Origin of the sequence: Paraburkholderia rhizosphaerae, from assembly GCF_004366595.1 — a bacterium.
GTDB classification, from domain to species: Bacteria; Pseudomonadota; Gammaproteobacteria; order Burkholderiales; family Burkholderiaceae; genus Paraburkholderia; species Paraburkholderia rhizosphaerae.
This window is the reverse complement of record NZ_SORE01000020.1, coordinates 1-24,146: the sequence shown is the minus strand read 5'-3', so window position 1 is coordinate 24,146 and position 24,146 is coordinate 1. Positions and strand designations below refer to the sequence as shown.

The 24,146-nt window shown below is 61.5% G+C and carries 18 protein-coding genes and 2 riboswitches; of the genes, 3 read left to right on the top strand and 15 right to left on the bottom strand.

Annotated features, from left to right (window positions below):
- Positions 1 to 5: 5 nt before the first annotated feature.
- From BX592_RS23490 to BX592_RS23445, 10 genes are all read right to left on the bottom strand, one after another.
- Positions 6 to 761 carry an urea amidolyase associated protein UAAP1 gene (locus BX592_RS23490; RefSeq protein ID WP_134195055.1) on the bottom strand — a complete coding sequence of 252 codons (756 nt, stop codon included), beginning with the start codon at positions 759 to 761 and terminating at the stop codon, positions 6 to 8.
- A gap of 57 nt (positions 762 to 818) precedes the next feature.
- Positions 819 to 950, bottom strand: a riboswitch (guanidine-I (ykkC/yxkD leader).
- Between the two features lie 394 nt (positions 951 to 1,344).
- On the bottom strand, positions 1,345 to 2,247 hold the full coding sequence (locus BX592_RS23485) for a sugar phosphate isomerase/epimerase family protein (RefSeq protein ID WP_243849699.1): 903 nt from the start codon (positions 2,245 to 2,247) through the stop codon (positions 1,345 to 1,347).
- Positions 2,248 to 2,392: 145 nt separating this feature from the next.
- Entirely contained in the window at positions 2,393 to 3,733 is a 1,341-nt protein-coding gene (locus BX592_RS23480; RefSeq protein WP_134195053.1) for an ArsB/NhaD family transporter, read from the bottom strand.
- Positions 3,734 to 3,750: 17 nt separating this feature from the next.
- Positions 3,751 to 4,788 carry a transporter substrate-binding domain-containing protein gene (locus BX592_RS23475; RefSeq protein WP_243849698.1) on the bottom strand — a complete coding sequence of 346 codons (1,038 nt, stop codon included), beginning with the start codon at positions 4,786 to 4,788 and terminating at the stop codon, positions 3,751 to 3,753.
- Positions 4,789 to 4,872: 84 nt separating this feature from the next.
- Entirely contained in the window at positions 4,873 to 5,634 is a 762-nt protein-coding gene (locus tag BX592_RS23470) for a bestrophin-like domain (RefSeq protein WP_134195051.1), read from the bottom strand.
- A 400-nt stretch (positions 5,635 to 6,034) separates the two neighbouring features.
- Positions 6,035 to 6,958, bottom strand: a complete 924-nt coding sequence (locus BX592_RS23465; protein ID WP_243849697.1) for a transporter — start codon at positions 6,956 to 6,958, stop codon at positions 6,035 to 6,037.
- 167 nt (positions 6,959 to 7,125) lie between these two features.
- Positions 7,126 to 8,577 carry a DUF2252 domain-containing protein gene (locus tag BX592_RS23460; protein WP_134195049.1) on the bottom strand — a complete coding sequence of 484 codons (1,452 nt, stop codon included), beginning with the start codon at positions 8,575 to 8,577 and terminating at the stop codon, positions 7,126 to 7,128.
- A gap of 38 nt (positions 8,578 to 8,615) precedes the next feature.
- Positions 8,616 to 10,346 carry a SulP family inorganic anion transporter gene (locus BX592_RS23455; RefSeq protein ID WP_134195047.1) on the bottom strand — a complete coding sequence of 577 codons (1,731 nt, stop codon included), beginning with the start codon at positions 10,344 to 10,346 and terminating at the stop codon, positions 8,616 to 8,618.
- Complete coding sequence (locus tag BX592_RS23450; RefSeq protein WP_208327963.1) at positions 10,343 to 11,143, bottom strand: potassium channel family protein; 801 nt, start codon at positions 11,141 to 11,143, stop codon at positions 10,343 to 10,345. Before BX592_RS23450 ends, BX592_RS23455 begins: the two co-directional genes overlap by 4 nt.
- Positions 11,144 to 11,210: 67 nt before the next feature.
- A complete protein-coding gene (locus BX592_RS23445; RefSeq protein WP_243849696.1) occupies positions 11,211 to 11,969 on the bottom strand; it encodes a DUF3313 domain-containing protein in 759 nt (252 codons plus the stop codon).
- Positions 11,970 to 12,222: 253 nt separating this feature from the next.
- On the opposite strand from BX592_RS23445, the gene BX592_RS23440 reads away from it, so the two are divergent.
- The gene (locus tag BX592_RS23440; protein ID WP_243849695.1) at positions 12,223 to 12,957 is read left to right on the top strand and encodes a PqiC family protein; all 735 of its coding nucleotides are present in this window, start codon (positions 12,223 to 12,225) and stop codon (positions 12,955 to 12,957) included.
- 144 nt (positions 12,958 to 13,101) lie between these two features.
- A riboswitch (guanidine-I (ykkC/yxkD leader) is annotated at positions 13,102 to 13,220 on the top strand.
- 147 nt (positions 13,221 to 13,367) lie between these two features.
- Positions 13,368 to 14,396: an ABC transporter substrate-binding protein gene (locus tag BX592_RS23435; RefSeq protein WP_134195045.1), complete on the top strand. Its 1,029-nt coding sequence runs from the start codon at positions 13,368 to 13,370 to the stop codon at positions 14,394 to 14,396.
- A 67-nt stretch (positions 14,397 to 14,463) separates the two neighbouring features.
- On the opposite strand, the gene BX592_RS23430 is transcribed toward BX592_RS23435, so the two are convergent.
- The 5 genes from BX592_RS23430 to BX592_RS23410 form a co-directional block, all read right to left on the bottom strand.
- A complete protein-coding gene (locus BX592_RS23430) occupies positions 14,464 to 17,571 on the bottom strand; it encodes a bifunctional diguanylate cyclase/phosphodiesterase (RefSeq protein ID WP_134195043.1) in 3,108 nt (1,035 codons plus the stop codon).
- On the bottom strand, positions 17,568 to 18,368 hold the full coding sequence (locus tag BX592_RS23425; RefSeq protein WP_134195041.1) for a substrate-binding periplasmic protein: 801 nt from the start codon (positions 18,366 to 18,368) through the stop codon (positions 17,568 to 17,570). The genes BX592_RS23430 and BX592_RS23425 overlap by 4 nt, the downstream gene beginning before the upstream one ends.
- Positions 18,369 to 18,675: 307 nt before the next feature.
- Positions 18,676 to 19,803, bottom strand: a complete 1,128-nt coding sequence (locus BX592_RS23420) for an alpha/beta fold hydrolase (RefSeq protein WP_134195038.1) — start codon at positions 19,801 to 19,803, stop codon at positions 18,676 to 18,678.
- Between the two features lie 213 nt (positions 19,804 to 20,016).
- Positions 20,017 to 21,639, bottom strand: coding sequence for an AAA family ATPase (locus BX592_RS23415; protein WP_134195036.1), 1,623 nt, complete (start codon positions 21,637 to 21,639; stop codon positions 20,017 to 20,019).
- Between the two features lie 115 nt (positions 21,640 to 21,754).
- Positions 21,755 to 22,441 carry an alpha/beta hydrolase gene (locus tag BX592_RS23410; protein ID WP_134195034.1) on the bottom strand — a complete coding sequence of 229 codons (687 nt, stop codon included), beginning with the start codon at positions 22,439 to 22,441 and terminating at the stop codon, positions 21,755 to 21,757.
- A 563-nt stretch (positions 22,442 to 23,004) separates the two neighbouring features.
- On the opposite strand from BX592_RS23410, the gene BX592_RS23405 reads away from it, so the two are divergent.
- Positions 23,005 to 23,823 carry a hypothetical protein gene (locus BX592_RS23405; protein ID WP_134195032.1) on the top strand — a complete coding sequence of 273 codons (819 nt, stop codon included), beginning with the start codon at positions 23,005 to 23,007 and terminating at the stop codon, positions 23,821 to 23,823.
- Positions 23,824 to 24,146 lie beyond the last annotated feature (323 nt).

Below are 24,146 nucleotides of genomic sequence, written 5' to 3'. Positions count from 1 at the left end.
GCTCCTTAGACGAACAGACGGTCAGTGTTGATGAAGCCCCGCTCGTTTTCCGCGCAGTGCGCGCGGCACGGGTCATCGGACGGCACGGCACCGTCGCTCGGGTAAGCGCGATACGCGACGAGCTTGACCGGCTTCGGCTGATACGCATCGGTTGGATCCAGCGGATGCGGCGCGGTCGAAAACGCGGCCAGCGTATTCATCTCGAAGCGCAGATCGACCGCGTCACCCGCGCGCGAATGGTTCGCAACAAATGCCAGCGAACCGTCGTCTCCGGGCGCCAGCTTGCTGAAGAAATTGACGTTCGCGACGAGATCGCGCGTGCCGAGCCCGTGCTTCGCGAGTTCGAGCAGCAGGCTGTCGCGTCCGTTGCGGAGCATCGCGTTGCGATGCGCCTGATAACGTGCGACACCATATTTCCGCTCGAATAGCCGCGCGTCGCCGACGCCGCCGAACGCATCGTGCCAGCCGACCGTATCGGCGGTAATGGACGCGAACACGCGGCCCATGTCCGAGTACAGCACATGGCCGCGCGTCAGGTGCGCGGTGTGTTGCGCCTTCAGCGTATCGGCCATGTTGTAGCGCTCGAGCGGGTCTTCCTGACGGTAGAACACGGCCGCCAGATTCGCACCGCCTTCGAGATCGACGATACGCAAAGCGACGCCGCGGCGCAGTACACCGGACCAGTGCGTGCCGGCTGGGATCACCGTTTCCCACAGCGGATGCGGGACCGGCGCGAGGTCGACGGGGGGATTCGACGGCATGGGGAGGCTCCTGTTAATCGGGGATTGAGCGTGAGAGGAGCGACAAACGACATCGCGACCTCCCGGGCTTTTATCCCTCCGTGGAGCCTCGCCGGCGCCTTCGTACAAGGTGGGCGGCAAGACCGGATTGCTCTCGGACCAGACATTGCGCGGCGCTGCCGCACAACCGGAACCCTAGCGACCCTGAAGATGATGCAAATTGCTTCGCACCTCTCGCCGCGTGTTAAAGCGAGTACTGTGCCAGCGCTTCAGTACATTGTGCACGGCGCGGGTTGATCCAGTGTTTGCAGTGCCAGGCGCGAGTCGACTGCATTCACGCAGCGTGTGCGCTCAACGTGCAATCCGCCCTCGCACGGGGCGAGCTCGCACCATTCAAAGGCGTGCAAGCGCCATCATCGTGCGAAAGACGTCCGCGTCTGGTCGACGGGCCGCGCTTTTCGGCGCGCTTACGCGATGGCATGGGCGTTGCTCTTAAACCGGGCCCTCCTCTCTCTGTCGCGACCCATGCCTCTTCTGACTACTGTTCGCCGCGCGCTTTATGTCTTGCTTTCAGCGCGCTTCATCGAACTGCAAATGAAGCGCGTCACGCCGCGTTAGGCGTACGCAACACCGATGTGTCGCGCGATACCGGATCGCCCGCATCGCGCTGCTGGAGAAATGCGGCGAAATGGCGCCGCTCCTGTTGCCCCATCCATGTATTGACTTCCCATAGGTCAGCCACCGGCGCGTTCGTGAATGGCAATGTATGCAGATAGCCGTCGGGGCCGAACTCCGGTGTCATCGTCGTCGTCGCGTAGCCGTTCGCGAGCTGCGCGTCCCACAGCAACTCCCAGATGCGTCGATGCGACGCGAGACAGTCCGCGTACTCGGGCGCGGCCGGATGCGGTACCTGGGGACCTTGCGGATAGCCGACGCGCCCGTGCACATGGTGCGCGCGCGGCGCGAGTTCGGCGAGCGTCTCCCATTCGCCATCGAGCAGCCGCTCGCAGACGACCACCCAGTGGCTGAAGTCGCAGGTCAGCTTCAGTTGAGGCACCGCACGCACGACATCGCGCGTGATCCATGGATTGAATAACGAGCGGCTGCGGTGCGTCTCGAAGCTGCAGACCATGCCGTGCTTTGCCTCGAGTTCGACCGCACGCGCAAAAAAATCGAATTGCCAGGCCGCCGGCCACGCGTCGCAACCGGCGATCACAGTGCAAAAGCGCGGCCGCAACGGCTTCGCCCAGATCAGCTTCGCCTCCAGATCGCGCAGGTGGTCGTCCGGCGTCGCGCCGCGCTCAGGCACGTAGCTGCCCGCGGTCGTGATCTCCGCGATGAATTCCAGCTGCTCGTCAGCCAGCGCCGCGGCGAAGCGGTCGCGCTCCGCTTCGCCGGCCGGCACCTGCGCTTCCATGCCGTCGAATCCGGCAGCGCGGACCTGAGCGCCTGCGTCGCGCAGGCTACCGGTAAAACCCCAGAACGTCTTGAACAGCTCGAAGCGCATTGCAATCCCTTTTCTATTCGAAATTCGATGCAATGCTACATGTGAAACGCAACGCTTCGACAACCGGACGCGGACTCAGTGTTGTGTCGATATGCTGCGCATCGAGACTCTGATGGGGCTCATCAGGCCTCAGGCCAGGTCTCGTTCAACGCATGAACCGAGCAAGTATCAATACGTAGACAGCGGACACCGCGAGCTGCGCAATCGTCACCGGCAACCCGTAGCGCAGGAACCGGGCAAATGTGACGGGCTTGCCTTCGCGGGAACAAATTCCCGCTGTGACGATGTTCGCCGCGGATCCGACAAGGGTCGCGTTACCACCGAGCGTCGCGCCGAACATCATCGCGATAAACACCGGCAGCGTGACCGCGGGCCACGCGGAAAACCGGTCTGATAGCGCGATATCGGGCACGAATTCCGCCGCTACCAGGTACCCTTTCACCATGACGATGGACGCCGCGGCGACAGGTACGTTTGCAAGCAGTGACGACAGCACGCCGATCCCGACGATCAGCGCTAACGCGACAAGAGGTAACCGCGCACCGAAAAGCTGGTAGAGACTCGCCGACATCACCTGCAGGAGTCCGGTCTTCACCATCGCCTGGACCACGCAGAAGATGCACGCAAGGAACAGGAGCGTCTTCCAGTCGACGTCACGTAGCACACTTTCAGTCGGCTCGATCCTGGACACATACCCGACGAGCAGCGCCAGCGCACTCGCGATAAGTGCAACCACCGGCGGCACGATGCGGCCAGGCAGATCTTCGCCGAACACGAACAGCGCCATCATCGCCACCAGCACCGCAAGCGAAAGACCGGCGTACACCGGCCGGGTGATCCGCGCACGGTGCGCGAAAGCGGGTAAAGTCCGCCGTACATTCCAGATGTCACGCATCAGGAACGGCAGCAACGGCGGCACGACGACCAGCGTGAGGATCGCGCCCGCACTCACGCGCCTCAGATACTCGACGAACGTCATGCCGATCGAGCTACCGACGAGGAACGTCGCTGGATCGCCAACCAGCGTCAGCAGCCCGGCCGCATTGCTGACGATCGCGCTCAAAATCAGAGGTGGCACGATGTCCACCTCGAGCGCGGTCGCCACGCGAACGATGATGGGCGCAAGCAGGATCACCGTCGTGGCGTTTGGCAAAAACGCACACAAAGGCGCCACGATAACGATCAGGAGCAGCAGAAAGCGTCTGCCGCTGCCGCCGGTCGCCCGCAAGTAAAGATCGCCGATCAGATCGAAAAGACCCGTCGTCGCCAGGATGCGCGCGACCACCATGCCGCCGAACAACAGGCTGATTGGGCCCGCGGCCGTTCGTGCCGCTGCGGCAAGATCCTGCTCGTCGAGAATGTTGAGCGCGATCAGCGCGCACATGCCGACGAGCGCCGCTACAGCCATGTCGACCGCATTGAACGCGATCACGACGATGACCGCTGAAAACACACCCACGACGAGATAGATCTGCAGTTCGCTCATGCGATCCCTCACACGCTTCAACGAAATGGAGGCGCATACATCAGGCCGCCGCGAGTCCACAGGCCATTCACCCCGCGCTCGAGGCCAAGTGGACTGTGAGCACCGACATTGCGGTCGAACACTTCTCCGTAGTTGCCCGCACTTTGCAATGCCCGCAATGTCCATCCAGGTTCCGCGCCGATCGCGCGGGTGACCGTATCGTCCGGAACGAGCGCCTGCCGGATCGATGGATCTTGTATCCGCGTCTGCAGATTGTCGCGCGTCACGCCAAGCTCTTCGGCTTCGATCAGCGTCAGCAGTACCCACCGCACGAGGATTAGCCATGAAACGTCATCGCCTCGTACCACGGGTCCAAGCGGCTCTTTGGCGATCCGCTCTGGAAGAACCGTAAATGCCGCGGCTGCGCGTGGCGCGCGCAGGCGCAGCGCATTGAGGTAAGACGAGTCCGCCGCAAATGCGGCACAGCGGCCCGCGAAGAACGCATCGCTCGCGTCGTTCGCGGACTCCAGCACGAGTGGCATGATTCCCAGACCGGTCGCGTCCGAGTAAGCGGTCAGATGGTTAATGGTGGACGTGTCCTTCTGCACGCATACGGTGGCGCCTTTGAGCGAAGCAGCCGACTGTAGCCCGCTTTTTTCCGACACCATGAAAGCCAGGCTATCGTAGAAAAGCACACCTGCGAACTGCACCTTGAGCGCTCCCTCCCGAAGCAGTGTCCACGTGGTGCTACGGGACAGGACATCGATCCCGCGCGTCGCCAGCGCGGGAAACCGCGCGGACGTCCTGAGCGGGATGAACTCGACCTTGCTCGCGTCGCCCAGCGCCGCGGCGGCCAGTGCGCGGCAGAAGTCGGCATCGATGCCCGTCCACTGTCCGGCAGCATCCCTGGAAGAGAAACCTGCGATCCCCTCGCTCACGCCGCAGCGCAGGACACCGCGAGCCCTCACGTTGGCCAGCGTTTCGCCGTCCGCAGCTTGCGCGCCCGAAGCAAAGCCTGCTAACGCGAGCATGACGACGAGCAGTGTCGTGCCAACGAGTCCGATCCTATCCATCATGAACCCGCTCCGTCGTGCGGCATCCTGTTAAAGAGGTTAGGATCGCTGCGGGCTCGCGAGTTGATCCTGATCAGCGAAGTCTTTCTAGTGCCCGAGAACCGCAAGCGCTTCGCGCATCGGCGCCAGCGATACCGTCACCATCCCGTCGAGTGGCGTATTCATTTCGAGGATCAGGAAGACTGCGACGGAAGTGCACAGCGCGCCTAGCAATAGCGCGGCGGTGACCGTCGCATTCGCGGGTGTGAATAGGCCGAACGCGCCGAAGATGATACATAGCCACAACACGAGGGCAATCAGTAGCGCGGCGGGAATCGAGCCAGCTGCCTGCAGCAGGCCGAGCTCGCGCACGGCTAACGCATCCTCCGCCAATTCGAGCGCGCGCGCCTGCAAACGCCGCTGATTGTCGTTTTGCGGCGAGAGTTCCTCGATGCGGTGCACGAGATATTCCACGCGGTCGATGCCCTGGGCGCTGTGCAATTTTTCAAGCTGTCGAGGGTCGCCTGACGCCACCTCGCTGACCGCCACGGAGACAATCTGCTTCAGCATGGTCCGGATATCCTGAGTCTGCGGGCCATAGCGCGCGAGCATGCGATCGAGGAGGATGACACTGGCGGCGTCGTGCGTCACGCTAGCATTCACCGTATCGAACGAGCTCTTCGCCGACGAAATCAGCAAGCCAAGCACAAGCGCGGCCATCGTAGCGATCAGGCCGGTCGCCAGTTTGACCACGCCGATCGAGTCTTCGCCAAGATGATGCTCGGGCAGCAATGTGCGCAAATACAAACCCAACAGAGCACTGCAGAAGACAGCAGCAAATATGATCAGCGCGATGCTCAGATGATGCATCGTTCACTCCTGCGTCGCGACGCGTCCGCGGTGCGTTGAATAACACGCCCACGTCCTCGTTCGATCAACGCGAGATTGAGAACCGGTTAGCCCCTTTCGCGAGGGCGGGTCGATGCATGCGCAACCAGGCGTTGCGTGGTCTATCGCGGCGTTAGCGAATTGCTCGACGGTTGTGGAAACGCAGCCGCACGGAGCCGTACCTTAACTCGTTCAGTTCTCCTGCTTCGCATGCTACATACGCTATGCCGCCGGAATCGATCACAGCTTGACCTATGTCAACGACGTCCTATGCCGCAGACACCGGTCGATGCAGCAAACCGGCCCGATGTTTTTCCATACGTCAATTTGCTGTACCAGGAGACAGGCGCAGCCGTCACGAGTCCGTCAATCGCGCATTGGATCAGCGATCAAACCAGTGGTATTGCAACGTGACGGAGACCTGCTTGTAATTGCCGCCCGCTCGCGTGATGTATCCATTCGACAATGCGAGCTTCGTGGACCAACTGTGGGACAGCGGCACGGAAAAGGTCAGCCCGTACCGCAAATTGGACTGCCGGTCATCGGCAGCCACGCCGTTTACGCTCGTACCGCCACCGGCGGCATAGCCGAGATCGACGGCAATCCATAATCCCGTGCGAAAACTGTATCCGCCGTGCAACTGCAATGTCATAAGCGGGTCCTGACTACGCGTGTTCCCGCGGAAGAAATTGTTGTTGCTGGTGAAGAACCATGTACCTGCGGTGGCTTCAAAGAACCAGTTTCCCCACGGTTGCGACAGGCCGATTTCCGGTTTGAACGCCCACCGGTTAGTGCCCACATTGACAAGCCGGGATGGAACGTATTGCCCGGTCGGGGCGGACATCGTAAGGCTAAGGCCTACTGACGTCGTGGGCGTACGCCGCGCAAACTCCTCCGGACGCAGTGCCGGGCCACCGAAAACATCGAAGGCAAAGCGCACACGGATATCTCCGACACCCGCCCGGTACACCTCCGTCGGAGCGTCTATGACGTTGCCGCTGAGATTGCCGCGTGTATAGGGCATTGAGAACGCGATAGACGCGGTGTGATCGGCCAGTCCGAAAGTATGCTCATAGCCGAGCGACAGAACGTTGATGCTGGCCTTGACGTTGGAGACCGGCAGCGAAGGGTCCGTGAGAACGTTGCCCGTCAGATACGTGTAGTTGAGAACGGCGAAATTGGTTCCGACGGGCGACGCCGAATAGGTTCGCGGCTCCAGCTCCTGTGCGCTTGCGGTGGCCGCCGACATCAGAAGCCCGACGGTCATTGCATTTAATAGCGCGGAGCTGAACGTGGGACGGCGCATTGTCGGTTAGCTCAGTCGGAAGCGCTCGGCGATGCTCGTCAGCTGGTCCACCGCGGTACGACCCGATTCATCGTAACGCGGCGAGCTGAATCATTGACCGGATGCTCACGAATGCATCCTTTCCAGTGATCTTCACCGCGCAAAACGATGGACAGACCCGGGGGTAACTACTCACGTATCGCGCGTATGCGTCCGGCCTTGACTGCTGATTTGAGCACCATCCAGTCGCGTTCGTTACGATCGGCATATGTTGTGGAAAACCGTGTAAGCGCGTCGTCAAATGCTTCGGATGACCCCGCATATCCCGCTATCAGCGCTGGGTCGCCCGACTTCGCCATCGCATGCGCGAGCGCATGCCCGCACAAAGCGGCGTATTCGCTCAGATCGCGCTCATCGAAGACGGCGAGGTCGAATGCACCCTTCATATCGCGCAACTGCCGGACGTAGAAGTCCGTGCCGTTGATCCGGGACGTCGCCCATCCGAGGAAGATATCGCTAGCCGACTGCAGCAGACGCTGGCCTGTCACTACACGTTGTCCGTGATTTGCGTAGCGGCTTGGCGGCAGATAGCGTTCGAGCACCGAAGCGCGAGCCTCTTTTATCTGTAGAAATAGCGGATATTTTCCCTCGGCCATGAACAACGCAACCCAACAGCGCGTGCCGACCGATCCGACGCCGACGACCCGCACCGCAATATCGACCAGTTCGTAGCGATCGAATAGCGCGCGTCGTTCGTCGGGCAATGTGTCGCGGAAATCGGCAATGAAGTGGCGAACCGTGTCGTCGAACAACGCGGCGTTCCGGCGGTTCGTCACCGGGTAGTGGTAGACGAGAGGAGGGTCGTCCTTGATCCGCAGACGCCCGCCGACCCTCGCCGTCGAATGCTCCATCTCGGTGTGCGACGTGCGATTCCGCGCGCGCGTGACGACAGCTCGCTCCATCCTTCTCTCTTTAGGCGAGTCTGCGTGTGCGAGCATGCTGTCCGCGGTGAATTGGTGGTACCAGACATCAAGCACGTCCATTTCGCTGAACGCATCGATATAGTGGCGAAAGGTCGCGCAAAAACGCCGCACGACGTCGCTCTGGACCGGGGCACCGAATCCTCGTTCCCGTGCCGCGACGACAAACGACACCGCCAGCCGGCGTACATCCCAGTCGAATGGTCCAGGCAGTGTTTCGTCGAAATCATTCGGCCCGAACAGCACACGCCGTTCCGGACTGGCAAACAGGCCGAAGTTCGCAAGGTGCGCGTCACCGGTCAGTTGAACAAAAATGTCGGTATGGGGCAGTTGTGCAAGATCGAACGCCATCAGTGCCGCGGCGCCGCGATAAAAACCGAACGGGCTCGCGACCATACGTCCATATCGTATGGGTATCAGCTCGGCGAGCCGCCCTTCGTTGGATGCTTCGAGCAGCGCGATGCCATCCCGGTGCGGAAGTTCGCAGTCCGCGAGACGGGATCGGGGCACGCGGCGGCGGGCCGCTTTTCCCGCGTCGATGCGCGACGCGCGCGGGCCGCGACCATGGAAGACGGGTAGCGGATGTGCTTGCGCATCGATCGAGGTTTCGCGTTCGGTGGTCAGCGGCACGCCGCCCGACTGCCCATTGATCGCCGCCACGTTTTTTCTCCATTTGTCCGCGATGGCTGAGGCTCGCGCTACGTGTTCGCAGCCGGCGCTGACGTTGCGACCGGTGCGCTCGCGTCGCGCAGCGCGTCGATCGCGGCATCGACCGTCGGGTAGATCGGACGCGCATCGGTCAGCTTCCCGAGTTGCCGATAGCGCTCGAGTTCGCTGCTCACACCTTCCGGCATGGCGACCGAGGCAATACCGACGCCTCGTCGCGTCAACTCATCGTGCAACTGCAACAACGTCTTGCCCGCTGTGTAGTCGACATTGCTGATTTGCGACGCGTCGACGACGATCCAGCGCGGCGAAGGTTGGGATTGCTCCACGAGCTTCAGAATTTCGTCCATGAAGCGGCCGGCATTCGCGTAGAAAAGATCCGCTTCGAAACGATAGACGATGATCCCCGGCGCGGCGAACAGACCAGGCGCCACCGCATGCGGAACCCAGTGCCCGGTTTCGCTGCGAGTGAGCACGCGCGTGCGCAGCCGGTAGCTGTGACGCGTGTTGTCGATGATCGATAACAGGACGGCGGCGATAATGCCATGCATCACGTCGACGAACACCACGACGCACGCGGTGATAAGCGCAACAACGAATTCGTCGCGTTGCACGCGAAAGAGCTCCGCCATGCCCTTTGTGTCGACGAGTTTCAGGCCGATCATGAAGACGATCGCGGACAGCACCGCCGTCGGCAGATAACTTAATGGCTTCGTCATGAAAAGCAGGACGAGCAGCACGATGACCGCCGTTGTCAGGTGCGCGATCTGGCTGCGCCCGCCGGCATCGTCCACCATCTCGGTTTTGGTCGGGCTGCCGTTGACGACGAAGGTCCCGGTGAACGCCGCTGCTGCATTTGCAACTGCGAGACCGATGATGTCCAGATTGTCGTCGCCGCGCTCGTTATACCGGTTCGCATAGGCGCGCGCGGTCGCGGCGCTCTGCGCGATGATCACGATGAAGCATGACGCCGCCGTGGCCAGCACCTGATTCAACTCGGCCAAACGGACGGTCGGAAACGTCAGCGATGGCATCCCGCCCGGCACTTCGCCGATTACACCGATTCCATGCTGAGCAAAGCCGAGGAACGCGCTCGCCGCGATTGCACCGATCACCGCGATGAGCGCGCCGGGCGCACGCGGCGACAGGCGCTTGCAGCCGACGATGATAACCAGCACCGCCGCCGAGAGGCCTGCCGTCGCGTAGCTTGCGCTGCCGAGCCGCTGAAACACCGACACCACTTGCAAAATGGGGCCATGCCCTTGCTTCGCCAGTCCGATCAACCCCGCCAGTTCGCCGGCCGCAACCTGGATGCCGACGCCGGTCAAAAATCCGATCAATGCGCTGCGCGACAGGAAATCAGCGAGGAATCCGAGCCGGAAGATTCGCGCCAGCACGAGCATCGCGGCGACAGCGAGCGCCACCGTGCCCGTCAGGCCGACATATTGACTGCTGCCCAGTGCGGCAACGCTCACGAGCATGCCTGCGAGAATCGCCGCAGTCGCAGAGTCCGCCGCGACGACGAGGTGTTTGGATGCGCCGAAGAAGGCAAACGCGACCAGCGGCAACAGGATCGTATAAAGACCGGTCACCGCGGGCGTGCCCGCGATCTTCGTATACCCCATCACCTCCGGAATACCCAACGCGGCCAGCGTAATGCCCGCGACGACATCGCCCGGCAACTGCGCGCGCGAAAAAGGGAACACGCCTTGCAGCAGCGGAATCCGGTGCGACGGGGTTCCGCTCGGAGTAAGCGCCTTCATGATGTAGCCTCCGCGTGAGCGGCGAGCTTGCCGATCAGCGCATCGGCGACAATCTCGTCGCTGATCACCACTTCGGCTGCGCCGGCGTTTTCCAGCAAGGTCTTTCTCAAGTCGTTTTCGCCCGGCACGACGATCGGCAGCGACCTGTTCAAGGAACTCGCGAGCAGCGTAGCCGCCAGGTTCGCGTCGCTATCAGGCGTCGTCACGACGAGCGCCTTTGCGCTGTCGAGCCGGGCGCGCCGAAGTGCATCGTCGAATGTTTCAAGTGAGCCGAGGATGACCAGATGACCATGTTCGGCGGCCAGATCGGCCAGCGCATCATCCGAGACGAGCACCATTACCGTTTCGCCTGCCTGCCGCAGCTTCGCCGCGATGCGCTGCCCAAGTGACCGGTAACCGACCACTACGACATGATTCTCAAGACGTTCGAATTTGTGCTCCATTGCGCGGTTCTCCCTGAACACCATCACGTCATCCCCGGACAGGATGCCGGTCAGTCTGGATATCGCGTACGCAGCCACCAGCATCGTCACGAACATCGCCGCGAGCATGAATACTTTCTGGCGCTCGTCGAAGTCGGAGAAGTCGCCGAGCGTGGTCGTCAGATTGACCGCGTCCCACATGGCCGTGAAAAGCCGCTTGCCGAACGGCGCGTTCGACTCGTCGAGCAACACGAGCCCGGTAGTGGATACAACCAGCGATAGAAGCAGCAGCGCAACCGCGTGACGCGCACGGCGTCGCCATTCGCGCACCCGAACCGCGCCGAGGCGCGGTTCATTCACACGATAAATCCACATAGGTGCTCCCCGCCGTTTGATCGCACGCAGCGATCGGTGACACCGAAATCGGTTTGCGGTTCGCCGGCTACCGGGGTCTTACATACTGCGAAACCGTTTTGGAAACGGAATCGCACCACTGATCCATGATCGGTTTGACCGACTCGAATGTAATGACAGGCTCGTTTGATGCGACCCGCTGCAAACGCTCGCCTGTGTGCGTGCGCACGACCTTCGACAAGACTTCGCCTGACACGCTGTCCGTGCCCAACGCCTCGACCAGCAGCTTCGCCTTCTGCGGCGCACCCGCCACAGTGTCGATGGCCATCGTTGCCACGAACGCCATCGGCAAGACCTGGTACGGCTGCAGTCCCTCCGCCGAACTGGCGACTCCGGTGATCGCGACCCGCAGGTTGACAACGCCAGGACCGGGCGTCTCCGTGACCTTCACTCGTGAGCCGATCGCCTGTTTCAGGCAAGCCGTGCTGTAGTTGCGCACCTGGTCGATCGTCGCCTGGCTCAGCTGGTCTGTCGGCTCGGCTTTCGGATACATGGTTACCGGTTCGACGATTACCGCACTGTAGTTCGTCGGGTTCAGCTTCGGATTGACGTATCGCAGGAAGGTTTCGCCATCCGGGTCTGTGGTTTCATGAAGATTTGAATAATCCTTAAGGAAACCGGAATACTCCGATTGTGTCGGCGTATTGCTACTCGCGCATCCAGCGACAAATACCACTGCTATCGCAATCGAAGCCGCTCTGAAAAAGATGGTCTTTCGCATCATTACACCCTTCACTAAATATTCAATGGGGAATTGCGCCCCGCGCCTGCAAGCGCAATCAGTCAAGGTTTCACATTTATCTGCTCGCGGATTCGCATGGCGCGTGAAACTTGTATGAAAGGCTAGTGCGCACGACGATGATCGGATTGACCTGTATCAACGCGATGGCACTTGGGCACATAATCTGCGACACGATAAAGTCGATGCCAAAATGATTCGTTTTCCGAATCTAATTGTCAGATTAGCGTGGATGCCCATATCGCGAATGCGCCCCCGCTCCGACGTACTTCAAAAGTCACTCGCAGGATGGAGGTCGAAGGTGAAGCGCTCAAGCTGGTTAATTATGTCGACGTTGTCATTGCTATTGGCAGGTGGGTGCGCGCATGGCCCTTCTGGAGGCGTCTATACGCTGAACTCGGAGCAACTACGTCAAAAGCGGGACCTCGGCATCCCGCTGTCGATCGTCGTCGACTATGTAGCTGTTCCCGAAGTAGTCGACCGGCCGGAACTCGTGCTGCGCATCAACCCTGAACAGGTTCGGGTCGTGGAAAGTGCCCGGTGGAGCGAGCCGCTGAAAGCGCAGATTGCAACCGTTCTAGCGATCGACCTGAAACGGCTGTTGCGAAGCGCTCCCGCGTCCGACGCGCATACCGCTGACAGGCCAACGGTTCGAATCGCGCTCAATGTACGGGCCTTTGATGCTACGCCCGGCAAAGGCGCAGTGCTTTCGGTTGGATGGTCAATACTGACACCCGACTTCAAGCGGGTGCTTAACGGCAGGTCCATCGTGATCCAGCGCGTTGACCGGAATAATTACGATGCGCTTGTGGATGCGCAGAGCCGTGCGCTCGCGGAGGTAAGCGCCGATATAGCAGACGCGATCATGTCGGCATTCGAAAAGAAGCCGCGCGCAACCGGCCGTATTTTCAATGTGAGGAGCAACCGCTTTGCGCCGTCATTGCCCGACAGTGGCGCTGATACGCTGACTACGTTTTGCGCGCTGCCGGCGCATGCGCACGCGGCACGCTCGTTTTACGAGCCTGCTCGCACATAAAAAGTGCATCGGTCCTCGTGCTGGTGAATCGATGAAGCCGAAAATCGCCCGGACCCGGCTCTGACTGCCGCACCCGCAATCCCGTCTTGTCAGTTGGCATGCTTCTGGCTTCGCGCAACCGTCGAGAGGTGCGGCAGCGTCGCATCTTAGGGATGCTAGGGTTCCGGTTCAAGCGAACGTCTGGTCCGAGAGCAGCCCGGTGCGGCCGTGAAGCGTCGATGCTTCGCGGCCGCACTACACGGCGGGACAAAAGCCCGGGAGATCCGCGATAGCGAATGCTGTCGTGCCTCTCCGTGGCTGGCTCCCGTGCAGCGCAGGAAACCGGTCATGACGCCGGCATGCGCACACGATGCGCGCGCCACGGCGATCCAATTCGATAACACTTCACCCGGTCTCCTGGAGCACACACAATGAAAGCATTTGAATACGCACGCGCTCAACTCGTCGCATCCCGCACGCTGCGCCGTGGCCTTGCCGGCGCGGCGGCCGCACTTGCGGTCGGCTTCACGTCGGCATCCGTGCATGCGGCCGCGCCGCTGAAAATCGGCTATAGCGACTGGCCGGGCTGGGTTCTGTTCCAGGTTGCGATCGACAAGGGCTGGTTCAAGCAGGAGAACGTCGCGGTTGACTTTGAATGGTTCGATTACTCGGCATCGCTCGACGCGTTTTCGGCCGGCAAACTCGACGGCGTCGCCGCGACCAACGGCGACGCGCTCGTCACCGGCGCGAGTGGTGCAAAGAACGTAATGATCTTGCTGACCGACTATTCGAGCGGCAACGACATGATCGTCGCGAAGCCGTCAATGAAATCGATCGAGGCGTTAAAGGGCAAGAAGGTCGGCGTCGAAGTCGGGCTCGTCGACCACCTGCTGCTCGATACCGCGCTGGAAAAGCACGGGATGAAGGAATCGGACCTGACGCTCGTCAATGCGAAGACCAACGAGTTGCCGCAAGTGCTGGCGTCGTCGCAGGACATCGCGGCGGTCGGCGCATGGGAGCCGAATGCCGGCGAAGCGTTGAAACGCGTGCCGGGCGCGCATCCGGTCTTCACGTCGGCGGACGCGCCGGGACTGATCTACGACGCGATCACCGTCAATCCGGCTAGCCTCGCAACGCGCAAAGCAGACTGGGAAAAGGTGATCAAGGTCTGGTACCGCTGCGTCTCGTATGTGAACGATCCGAAGACGCAGGCGGACGCGGTCAAGATCATGGCGGGGCGAGTCGGCCTGTCGCCCGAGCAGTATTTGCCGCTGCTGAAGGGCACCCATCTGCTCGACGCGGCCGCGGCGAAGAAGGCGTTCGTCAAGGGTGACGGACTTGATTCGATCTACGGGTCGAGCGCCAATGCGGACAAGTTCAATGTTCGCAACGCGGTGTACAAGCAGTCGCAGGACGTGAGCGCTTATATCGATCCGTCGCTGGTCAACGCTGTCAAATAACGCACGTTTCGCAGCCGTGCGGGCGGCGGCCTGTCGAGCCGCCGCCCTTCCCCGGCTACACGAGCGGCTACGCGAGCGGCTGCGCGTCGAAGGTGCCCGCGAAGGCCTCGAACCCTTCGACCGGCAGCGGCCGGCAGAAGTAATACCCCTGATACGCGTGACACCCGGCGCCCGCGAGAAAATCGCGCTGCGCTTCCGTCTCCACGCCTTCCGCGATCACCCCAAGGCCAAGGCTCTGCGCAAGCGCGACGATAGTCCGCGCGATCACCGCGTCGTTCGCATCGATCAGGATGTCGCGCACAAACGAGCGGTCGATCTTCAACTGGTCGAGCGGCAAACGCTTCAGATACGACAGCGACGAGTAGCCGATGCCGAAGTCGTCGAGCGAGAACACGACGCCTTTGGCCTTCAACGCGGCCATCTTCTCGATGATGTCCTGCACGTTGTCGACCAGCACGCTCTCGGTCAGTTCGAGCTTGAGCTGATACGGGTTGGCGCCAGTTCGTTCGAGTACCGCGAGCACCTTTTCGACAAAGCGCGGCTCGCGGAACTGCTGCGCGCTGACGTTTACCGCGATCGTCAGGTGTGCCATGCCCGGCTGCTTCGCCCATTGCGCGAGCTGCACGCACGCGGTTTCGAGCACCTTGTCGCCGAGCGCGAGAATCAGACCTGTCTCTTCCGCGAGCGGAATAAAATCCGCCGGTGCGACGATGCCACGCTCCGGATGCTGCCAGCGCACGAGCGCCTCGGCACCGGTCACGCGGTCGCCGTCGCTGACCTGCGCCTGGTAGTGCACGAGAAACTGGTCTTCATCGATTGCGCGGCGCAGCGCGGCCTCAAGCGCCGCGCGTTCGACCACCACCGTCTGCATCGTCGGATCGAAGAAGCACAGCGCGTTGCGGCCGCGCTCCTTGCACTTGTACATCGCGAGATCGGCCTGCTTCAGCAGTTCGTCGATCGATGCTTCATGCCCCAGGAAGACTGTTGCGCCGATGCTCGCGCTGGTCCGGTAATCGACGCCGTCGAGCTGATACGCGTCGCCGAGCACCGCGAGAATCTTTTCGCCGATCGCTTCCGTCTGGTTCGCTGCTTCGCCGCGCGCGCCGCTCAGGCTGCCCAGCACGACCACGAATTCGTCGCCGCCGACCCGTGCCACTGTATCGCCCTCGCGCACGCAGCCGGACAGGCGCTGCGCGACCTGCTGCAGCAGCAGATCGCCCTTGTCGTGGCCGAGCGTGTCGTTGAGCGTCTTGAAGTTGTCGAGATCGATAAACAGCAGCGCGCCGCAGGTGCCGGTCTGCGCGCTGACCGCGATGGCCTGCCTGAGCCGGTCCCACAACAGCGTGCGATTTGGCAGCCGCGTCAACGCGTCGAAGAACGCGAGTTCCTTGATCCGCTCCTCGGCAATCTTCCGTTCTGTGATGTCGTGATGTGTACCGACGTAATGCGTAACCGCGCCGTTCTCGCCGGTCACCGCGGTGATGGTCAGCCACTTCGGATAGATCTCGCCGTTCTTGCGGCGATCCCAGATTTCGCCCTGCCAGCCGCCTTCGCGATGAATGGTTTCCCACATGTCGCGATAGAACGCCCGGTCGTGCCGGCCCGACTGCAAGATGCGCGGCGTGCGGCCCACGACCTCTTCCGACGTATAGCCGGTGCATACGGTGAAGGCCGAGTTCACGCGCAGGATCGTACCGTCCGCATCGGTGACCATCATGCCTTCGAGCGACTCGAACGCGACCGCCGCGATACGCAGCTCCTCTTCGAAGCGCTTGCGCTCGGTAATATCGCGACCGCTCATCCGGAAGCCGGTCAGCAAGCCCCTCGCGTCGTAGATCGGCACCCATGACGCCGATAGCCAGATCAGCGCGCCATCCTTGCGGATGCAACGGAATTCGAGGTCGCCGCCGCGCAGCCCCTGGCGTCCTTTCAGCAGTTCGGGCGCGACGCGCGGCATGTCGTCCGGGTGAATCAGCGTGCCGGCGAAGTCGGGCATCGCCATGCATTCGTCGACGCTGTAACCGGTGTATTCGAGCACCGATGGATTGATCCAGCGTGGCTTGCCGTCGGGTCCCCACCAGACTTCCAGGTTCACCGTGCAGTCCGCGATCGCGCGAAATTTCTCTTCGCTTTCGCGCAGCTCCCGCGTCATCGTCGACGCGAGCCGCATCGCACGGCTGCGACCGGTCACCATGATCCACGCGAGCAGCGCGAGCAGTACCGACAGGCCGCCGCCGGTGCCCGCGATCAGCCATTCGGCATTGCGACCGAACCGCTTCATGAAGCGGTCCTGCGCGGACATCGACAATACCCAGTCGTGCCCGTCGACCACCAGATATTCATGCGCCGACAGGTCCGACGGCACGTGCTGCGCCGGCTGATCGGCCGAGCGGTACAGCAGCGCCGCGGCTGACGGTTCGACGCCGTCATAGATCGCGAGCGACAGGCCAGGCGGATCCTCGCCGTACAGGCTCGCGATCACATCGTGCATCCGGAACGCCGCGTAGACCCAGCCGAGCAGATGCGCGCGACGTTGCTCGACCGTGTCGAGCGGCCGGCCTTGCTGATAGACCGGCAGATACATCACGAAACCCGGCTGATCCAGCTGGCCGAGATCCGACGCGAGCTGCACCTTGCCGGAAATCGTCGCGAGCCCGGAGTCGCGCGCCTTCTCCATCGCGTCGCGGCGCTTCGGACTCGCCCATGCATCGAAGCCCAGCACCGTGTGCCGGTCGGTGGCGAACGGCAGCCGTTCGATGACCGGCGCATAGCTGTCGCGCGAGCCTGCCGGTTCGATCGCGTAGTCCGCGCCGACCTGCGCGCGCATCTTCTCGACATGCCGCGCGATACCCGCCTGCGGCACCCACTCGATCAGCCCGATCGCCTGGATACCGGCCAGATTCGCGTCTGCATTGACCGCGCCGACGTAATCGCGGAAATGCTCGCGCTCGAGCGTGCCGGTCGCGACGAACAGCGCCTGTACGCCGCGCAGCATCTGCTCGTACGACGCCATCCGCTGCTCGATGCGGCTCACCGCGTCGCCCAGCGCGTAGCTGAACTGCGAGCGCAGTTCGTGCTGCGAAGCGTGGCGCTCGTGATCCCAGACCGTCCACGTCAACGTCAACGCGGAGCATAGGACCAGCATCGGGATCAGGATAAGGCGCGCCCGGTTCACGGCGACTTCTGGAAATCGACCATGGAATCGGCCAGGTCGGGTTTGAAGTATTTGCGGAAAATCCGCCGCACCGTGCCGTCCGCGCGCATCTCGTCGACGAGCGCGCGCCATTTGTCGCGCTGCTCTACGGAGAGCGCCTTCTTCGACATGATCAGGCCGTGCGGCACCGCGGGATCGTTGAATTCAATGATCGTCGTGACATCGCGGATGCTTTTGTCGTCGATGGCCGGATAGTCGAACGGCTCGATGATCATCCCCTGGATGCGCTTGAGCAGCAGCGCCTGGTACAACGGCTCAAGGCCGCCCGCGAGGCTTACGCGGTTTTCGGCGGTAAGCGTGTCAACCAGATGGTTGGCCGAATCGCTATAGCGGAAGCTACGGATCACGCCGAGCTGGAAGCGGTCGTCGTGCTCGAAATCGGACAGTGCGTGAATGCCGGCGTCCTTGCGTACCAGTAGATAGTATTTGTCGCTGAAGTACCACGCGAACGACGCGTACCGGTCGCGCTCTTCGTTCGTGATGCCGGACAGGCTGAAGTCGAGCGCGCCGGATTCGATCAGCTTCCAGATGCGCGCGCGTGACATCAGGCTGACGCGGATCTCGCAGCCGCTGCGGCGCGCGAGTTCGTCGGCGAAGTCCTTGTCGATGCCGGAGTCGGTATCGAGCGAATAAAGCAGCCCATGATCGTGCAGCGCGAGCGTGAACGGCCGCGAGCAGTCGGGACCGCCGGCCGCGGCGCTGGCATCGCCGATACAACATAGCGTCAGAAGCAGGCTACCTAGTACTTGCCGTATCACTGGGCCTCCGGCGCGGAAAATCGGTCAGTTACCGCGATTGTGTGGACGTTTCATGACAGCCTTGCTGGCGTCTGCGGTCATCGGGTCACGTTCGCGACGAATACGAACAACATCGGGCCTGCGCGGGCCGTATCCGTCAATCATGCGAATCGTTGTACAGGAACGCGAATTGTGCGGACGCACTACTGTCGGGATAACGGCAAGCGTTCGCGAATCCTGAAGAGCCGGCCCTCTAATTTTCTGCCCGGCTCCCCGCCTGTTGCCACGCCCATTCACGCTTGCCGCCTGCGTCGTCGGCCCGGCTTGCTCAATCGAGATGCTTTTGCGCCGCCACTTTCGTCAGGAACGCGCCGATTTCGCGGTTCTGAAAGTCGACCTCCGGCTGCGTGACGCCGGCTGCCGAAAAGTGCCCGGACGGCCAGCGCGGCTCGATCGACTCGTATTGCGCGCCGTGCACGTAGCGTGCGACTTCGAGCGCCTCCGGCTCCGGATTCAGCAGGTCGCCGACACCGGCCAGCACGAGCATGCGCGCGCGGATCGAGCGCAGCGCCTGATAGTAGTCGCCGTTGAAGCCGGGCGTCGTGCCGAGATCGTGCGCGTCGTACGCCCACGTCTGGTAAATCCAGTTATTCGCGTCGAAATTCTTCCACGCGCCGTCCTGCGTCTTGCGCAGCCATGCCGCCGAATCGTCGGCATTGGGCAGCGTGTTTTTCATCAGCTCCGGCGTGCGGGTGATCAACGCGAGCGTGCCGGCCCATAGCCGCATGCCTTTTTCCGGTTCATGGCCCTGCTTGTAATGGCCGCCGTCCCACGCCGGATCGCTCATGATTTCCTGCCGCGTGAGTTCGAGTACTGTCTGCGTCCATGCGGGCGTGCGGCCAAGCGGCACGATCGGCACCAGGGCATCCATCATGTCCGGATGGCTCACGCCCCACTGCAGTGTCTGCATGCCGCCCATCGACGCGCCGACCACTGCGAACAGATGCGTAATGCCGAACTTGTTTGTGACGAGACGATACTGCGACTCGACCATATCGCGAATCACGAAGCGCGGGAACGCCATGCCCGGCTGTTTGGTGCTGTTCGACGGCGACGTGGTCAGGCCGTTGCCGATCGCATCGGTGGTGATGATGAAGTAGCGGTTCGTATCGAGCGCCTTGCCCGGTCCGATCAGATAGTCGAGGCGGTGATGATTGCCGCTGATCGCGGTCACCATCAGGATTGCATTCGATTTGTCCGCGTTCAGCGTGCCGTAGGTTTCATAGCTGATCGAGAAGTCCTTGATCGACTGGCCGCTTTCAAGCGGTAAATCACCTTCTGCGAAACTACCGGTGTCGCCGCCGGCCGGCTGCGGCATCTGCGCATGTGCCGCGCCGGCGAAGCTCGCCGTGGTTGCGATGGTTGCGATAACGAATAACTGACGAACAAACCGCATGTGGGTGTCTCCGTTCCTGTGGGCTAATTGACATCGAAGTCAGATGATCGAAAGCCGTCGTGTCGACGGGCTCGCGGATTGTCCCATTCGATGCGTTTGCGTGCAGGTTCGCGGGCAACGTGCGGTGTGGTGTGTGTCCGGTGTGTGAGTGGCCAGGTGCGTGACAGCGCGCGTGCTCCGTGCCGGGATGCGCGTAGGCGTGCGTTGCGGTCGTTACGCGTGTCCGCGGAACAACGCGCACAAACGGAATACGTCTTCGCTCAGCGGCAACTGCTTTGCCTTGCAGTAACGTGTCGCGAGCTTTAACAACTCCTTGATATCGCGCCCGCTTGCTTTCGGATAGCGAACGGTCAGCTCCTCGATCAGCGCATCGTCGAGGTCCGCGCCGAACTGCTCGGCAAGCAGTTTCCACAAGCGCGTCGAATCCGCCTTCGACGGCAGCTCGTAGTGGATCGTCGCAATGCAGCGCGACAGGATCGCATCGTCGACGTCGCCGATCCGGTTGGTCGTCATGAACATGAGGCCGTTGAAGTACTCGAGCGTGCGCAGAAACTCCGCGACGATTGCGTTGTGCTCGAGATCGTTGTCGCGCCGCCGGATATAGACGTCCGCTTCGTCGAGCAGCAGAATCGCGTCCCAGCGCATCGCGCGGCGCAGCACGCCGGTCAGCGCCGCACCGACTGACGCAGCCGTCGTGCCGAGCTGCCCCGAATGCACGCGATACAGCGGCTTGCCGACCACTTCGGAATAGATCTCCGCGGTCAGCGTCTTGCCGAGCCCCGGTGCGCCCTGACAGAGGATCGTCGTGCCGCCCGATTTGCCTTGCACGAAATCTTGCACGAATACTTCCCTATTCGACGTCAGGATATCGATCAGGTCACGATGATTGCCGGGCAACACCAGCTTGTCGCGCAGTTCGGGCTGGTAGCGATACTCGGTCAGATGCTGCACGTGCGCCCAGATATTCTTGTGCCATTCGAGGTGGAACAGATGCACATAGCAATGCAACGGGATACTGTCGAAGCCGGCTTCGATGCCGGCATTGCGCCAGAAGCTCGGGTCGCAGGTCATCTCGAAGCGGCGCTCGAGTCTTTCTTCGTCGTTCACGCACTTCGCGGTCACGCCGTCGACGATGCGCGCCAGTTCGGGCGCGCCCTTCGCATCGATCGTGAAGGCCGCCCGCGTGACGAGAAACTGCGCGCCGAAGCGCCGCTGCAGCTTGAGAAATCGCTGCGCGTGCTGTTCGTACTCTTTCCTGAATTCCGCGCATTCCTTGTAGAAGCCGAATTCGGCGAGCAGTTCGGGAATCGTGCGATCGACGATGTCGCTGCGGTTGAACATCAGCGATGTGGTCATGCCGGAGCGCCGCTTGCTGTAGTCGGTCTGTTCGGAATTCGCCGACTGCATCGTGTTCGCGATCATATCGACCACGACATACGGCATGCCCTGCTCCGGCTCGACATAGCGCATCCGGTTCACGAGCCATGGCAGCAGCGTGCCGTCCTTGTTGCGGCGGTACAGCCAGCCGTCGATCGCGTCGCGCGACAGATACGCGATCAGGCCCGGCACCAGTTGATCCAGTGACGGAATCACACGGGCGTGTGGCGCGTTGAAGATGCCGTCGAGCGCGAGCATCTGGAACATCAGCCCGCGATCGTCCTGCGTCTTGCTGAGCATGTACAGCGAGTTCAATGACTGCGCATCGAACAGTTTGCTCGATATGACCATGTTGCCGTGGCAGATACCGTGTGCTTCCAGTTGTCTTGCGAGCGGCGAACTGGTGCCGATCATCCCAAGCAGCGGGTGGATCAGTGATTCCGGTATTTCAAAATCCATTGACTCGTCTCCGGCGGTAGGCGCTGTTGAGCGCTGCGTATCGCTGATGGTTCGGCGTTGCGTTGTCTGATCGTCGGCTTGCTTGCAGCTTTCCCATGCCTTTCTCAGGCCGGTTTCATTGACGTTCTTTCAGAAAGAACTCGACCGCGAGGTCGACGATCGACGGTTGAATGGCATGCGGGCCGTTGAATTCGACATATTGCACATCGTAGCCCGCGGCCTTGAGTTTTGCCGCATTCACGCGGCCGCTGGTGGCGATCGGCAGTTGCTCGTCCGCGAGGCCGTGTGCGATGAAAACCTTCGGCGTCCCTTCCTGCATGAAGACTGAAAAGAAGCCACCTGAAAACGCGATCACGTGACTCGCGATATCGCCGTTGGTCACGCCGATCGACAGCGCGTAACTTGCGCCGTCCGAAAAGCCCGCGAAGGCGAGGTGGCGACGGTCGACCTGGTAACGCGAAGTAACTTCGGTCAATGCCCGGCCGAGGCGTTCGAGGTCCGGGCCGTTGCCGCCGATCACGATGTCCCAGGTTGGAAAAGTCGAATGCGGCGCGAGCACGAGGAAACGATGCTGCTGCGCGTGGCCTTCGATGTACGGCAGCACTTTTTCCGGGAAGCCGCCGGCACCGTGGAACATGACAAGCAGCGGCGCCGCCGTGTCTTCGCTGATGCCGTCGGGCACGAACAGGATGGCGTCGCGGTCGTCCGCGATGCCGAGCCGGTGGCGTCCCGGTGGCAGCGGACCTTTAGACGGCTCAGCGTGCGTGAAGGACAAACGGCCGAGCAACGACGGATCGAACATGGCGGGTATGGGTGGGGACTGACCTTGATATATGATATATCAGGCGTTTGACGTGTGGGTGTGAAAATACCGGGATGCTGGTGTTTACGCGAACGATGGCAAGGCGCACATACTGTTCCCCTGACGAAAACCGGTCCCCGTGACGAACGCACCACGGCATACCGATTTTTCTTCATCTCAAATCCGATCCATCTGATGGATTGCAAAACGCCTGCGATATAACCTCTCGGTCGGTTTTGGGCGTTCACGCGCTTTCCTTGTGCAACGCGCCGAAACTTATGTCCTCGTGGTCGCTGAACAGGCAACCGCGAAAACTACAGAATCCGGAATCGATAGCTCGCGTGGAGCAGTCAGATGCGCGTGAATGAATTTTCGAATTCCTAACTAGTCGTCAATAACTCGAACTTCCGGCTTCAGGAGAAAGCTGGAGCGCGCAATGTCACCCGACCGTCGTCTGTCATCTCGCAGTGGATGTGCGTGCACCGCGCATTGCGCTGTCGGATTGTCATTTCAAAACAAAATCTTGCTCGCATTGCGAGCATCTTCTAAAGGGAGTTTCACAGATGAAAAAACGTCTCCTGCTTTCTGTCATGCTCGCCAGTTCGTTCGGCATCGCCGGCTGTGGTGGTGGCCACGACGCCCCTTCGAATAGCGCGGGCGACCAGACGGCACAAACGAATACCGATACGACGCCGACTCCAACCGCAGCGACCGCGCCCTTCGCAAAAGCACAAGCTGCTCGCTACATCTGGATCGGCAACGGCGCGAGCGTCGTGGGGACACTTGCGAGTCTGAGTCAGACGGCCAGCGGGGCGGTCACGGTGATCAACAATATAAGCTTGACGGGCGAAGTCGCGGTCAACGACGTCTACGGTGACACGTTCTTTGCGATGGGGCGCTGGGCAAAGGGGACCGTGACTTCCGGTGATAAAACCTCGGTACTGGACGGCGTTTCGAACGCTGCCGCTCACTATGTGCTCGTAAACGACCTTGCGATGCTGCCGACCAGTGGGTCTTATCACTGTGATTCGGGCAAGTACACCGCGCCAACCTACATAGCCGGCAGCAAAGTGCCATCGTCAGCCTATGCCGGTGCCAGCACCGGGTCAGCCACGCTGGCCTTCGACACCACCGGTGCGACTGCCGCGATCTCGCTGCAGACATCCGCGGGAGGCAGCGCCGGTGCCGCAAATAGCACCGCGACTATTAAATCGCCTTCCGCCACGTCGGTTGGGAGTTTTATCAGTTCACAACCCGCCGGCATCGAGATTACGCTGGGCGACGGCGGGGATGGCAAGGTTCTGATCGTCGCTGCGTATAAGACGACGTTGAATAACGGTGCGCAGTATCAAGGCGTCGGTGTGTTCAACTGCTCGATGTAGGGTAGGCTTGGCATTCGTGTCTTAACGAACGGCGGGCTATATTTGTAGTCCGCTGTTATTCTTTGATCAATTCAAATTCGATGTTTGCTAGTAGCAGGATGCTCGGCCGTATAGCAATCGAATGTGAAAAACCTCTGTAGGTGGAGGGTCCACTCGGCTTGGTGTAGACGGTGTGATTCGGAGTCGCCTTTCAGGCGACTCCGGTGCCTCTTATATTTCCCGGGCGGCGAACCTGTCCGCATTTTTGTGGGTGAGGCGGTTAAAGGAATCGTTAGCCGCGCGCCTGCGTGAATCGATCGCCAAACAGAATAGCAAACTGATTC

What these genes read in the sequence shown, in the direction of transcription:
- BX592_RS23450 (WP_208327963.1), bottom strand. Translation starts at nt 11,143, where the DNA reads ATGTGGATTTATCGTGTGAATGAACCGCGCCTCGGCGCGGTTCGGGTG.
- BX592_RS23470 (WP_134195051.1), bottom strand. Translation starts at nt 5,634, where the DNA reads ATGCATCATCTGAGCATCGCGCTGATCATATTTGCTGCTGTCTTCTGC.
- BX592_RS23455 (WP_134195047.1), bottom strand. Translation starts at nt 10,346, where the DNA reads ATGAAGGCGCTTACTCCGAGCGGAACCCCGTCGCACCGGATTCCGCTG.
- BX592_RS23410 (WP_134195034.1), bottom strand. Translation starts at nt 22,441, where the DNA reads ATGTTCGATCCGTCGTTGCTCGGCCGTTTGTCCTTCACGCACGCTGAG.
- BX592_RS23480 (WP_134195053.1), bottom strand. Translation starts at nt 3,733, where the DNA reads ATGAGCGAACTGCAGATCTATCTCGTCGTGGGTGTGTTTTCAGCGGTC.
- BX592_RS23415 (WP_134195036.1), bottom strand. Translation starts at nt 21,639, where the DNA reads ATGGATTTTGAAATACCGGAATCACTGATCCACCCGCTGCTTGGGATG.
- BX592_RS23485 (WP_243849699.1), bottom strand. Translation starts at nt 2,247, where the DNA reads ATGCGCTTCGAGCTGTTCAAGACGTTCTGGGGTTTTACCGGTAGCCTG.
- BX592_RS23435 (WP_134195045.1), top strand. Translation starts at nt 13,368, where the DNA reads ATGAAAGCATTTGAATACGCACGCGCTCAACTCGTCGCATCCCGCACG.
- BX592_RS23420 (WP_134195038.1), bottom strand. Translation starts at nt 19,803, where the DNA reads ATGCGGTTTGTTCGTCAGTTATTCGTTATCGCAACCATCGCAACCACG.
- BX592_RS23475 (WP_243849698.1), bottom strand. Translation starts at nt 4,788, where the DNA reads ATGATGGATAGGATCGGACTCGTTGGCACGACACTGCTCGTCGTCATG.
- BX592_RS23490 (WP_134195055.1), bottom strand. Translation starts at nt 761, where the DNA reads ATGCCGTCGAATCCCCCCGTCGACCTCGCGCCGGTCCCGCATCCGCTG.
- BX592_RS23465 (WP_243849697.1), bottom strand. Translation starts at nt 6,958, where the DNA reads ATGCGCCGTCCCACGTTCAGCTCCGCGCTATTAAATGCAATGACCGTC.
- BX592_RS23405 (WP_134195032.1), top strand. Translation starts at nt 23,005, where the DNA reads ATGAAAAAACGTCTCCTGCTTTCTGTCATGCTCGCCAGTTCGTTCGGC.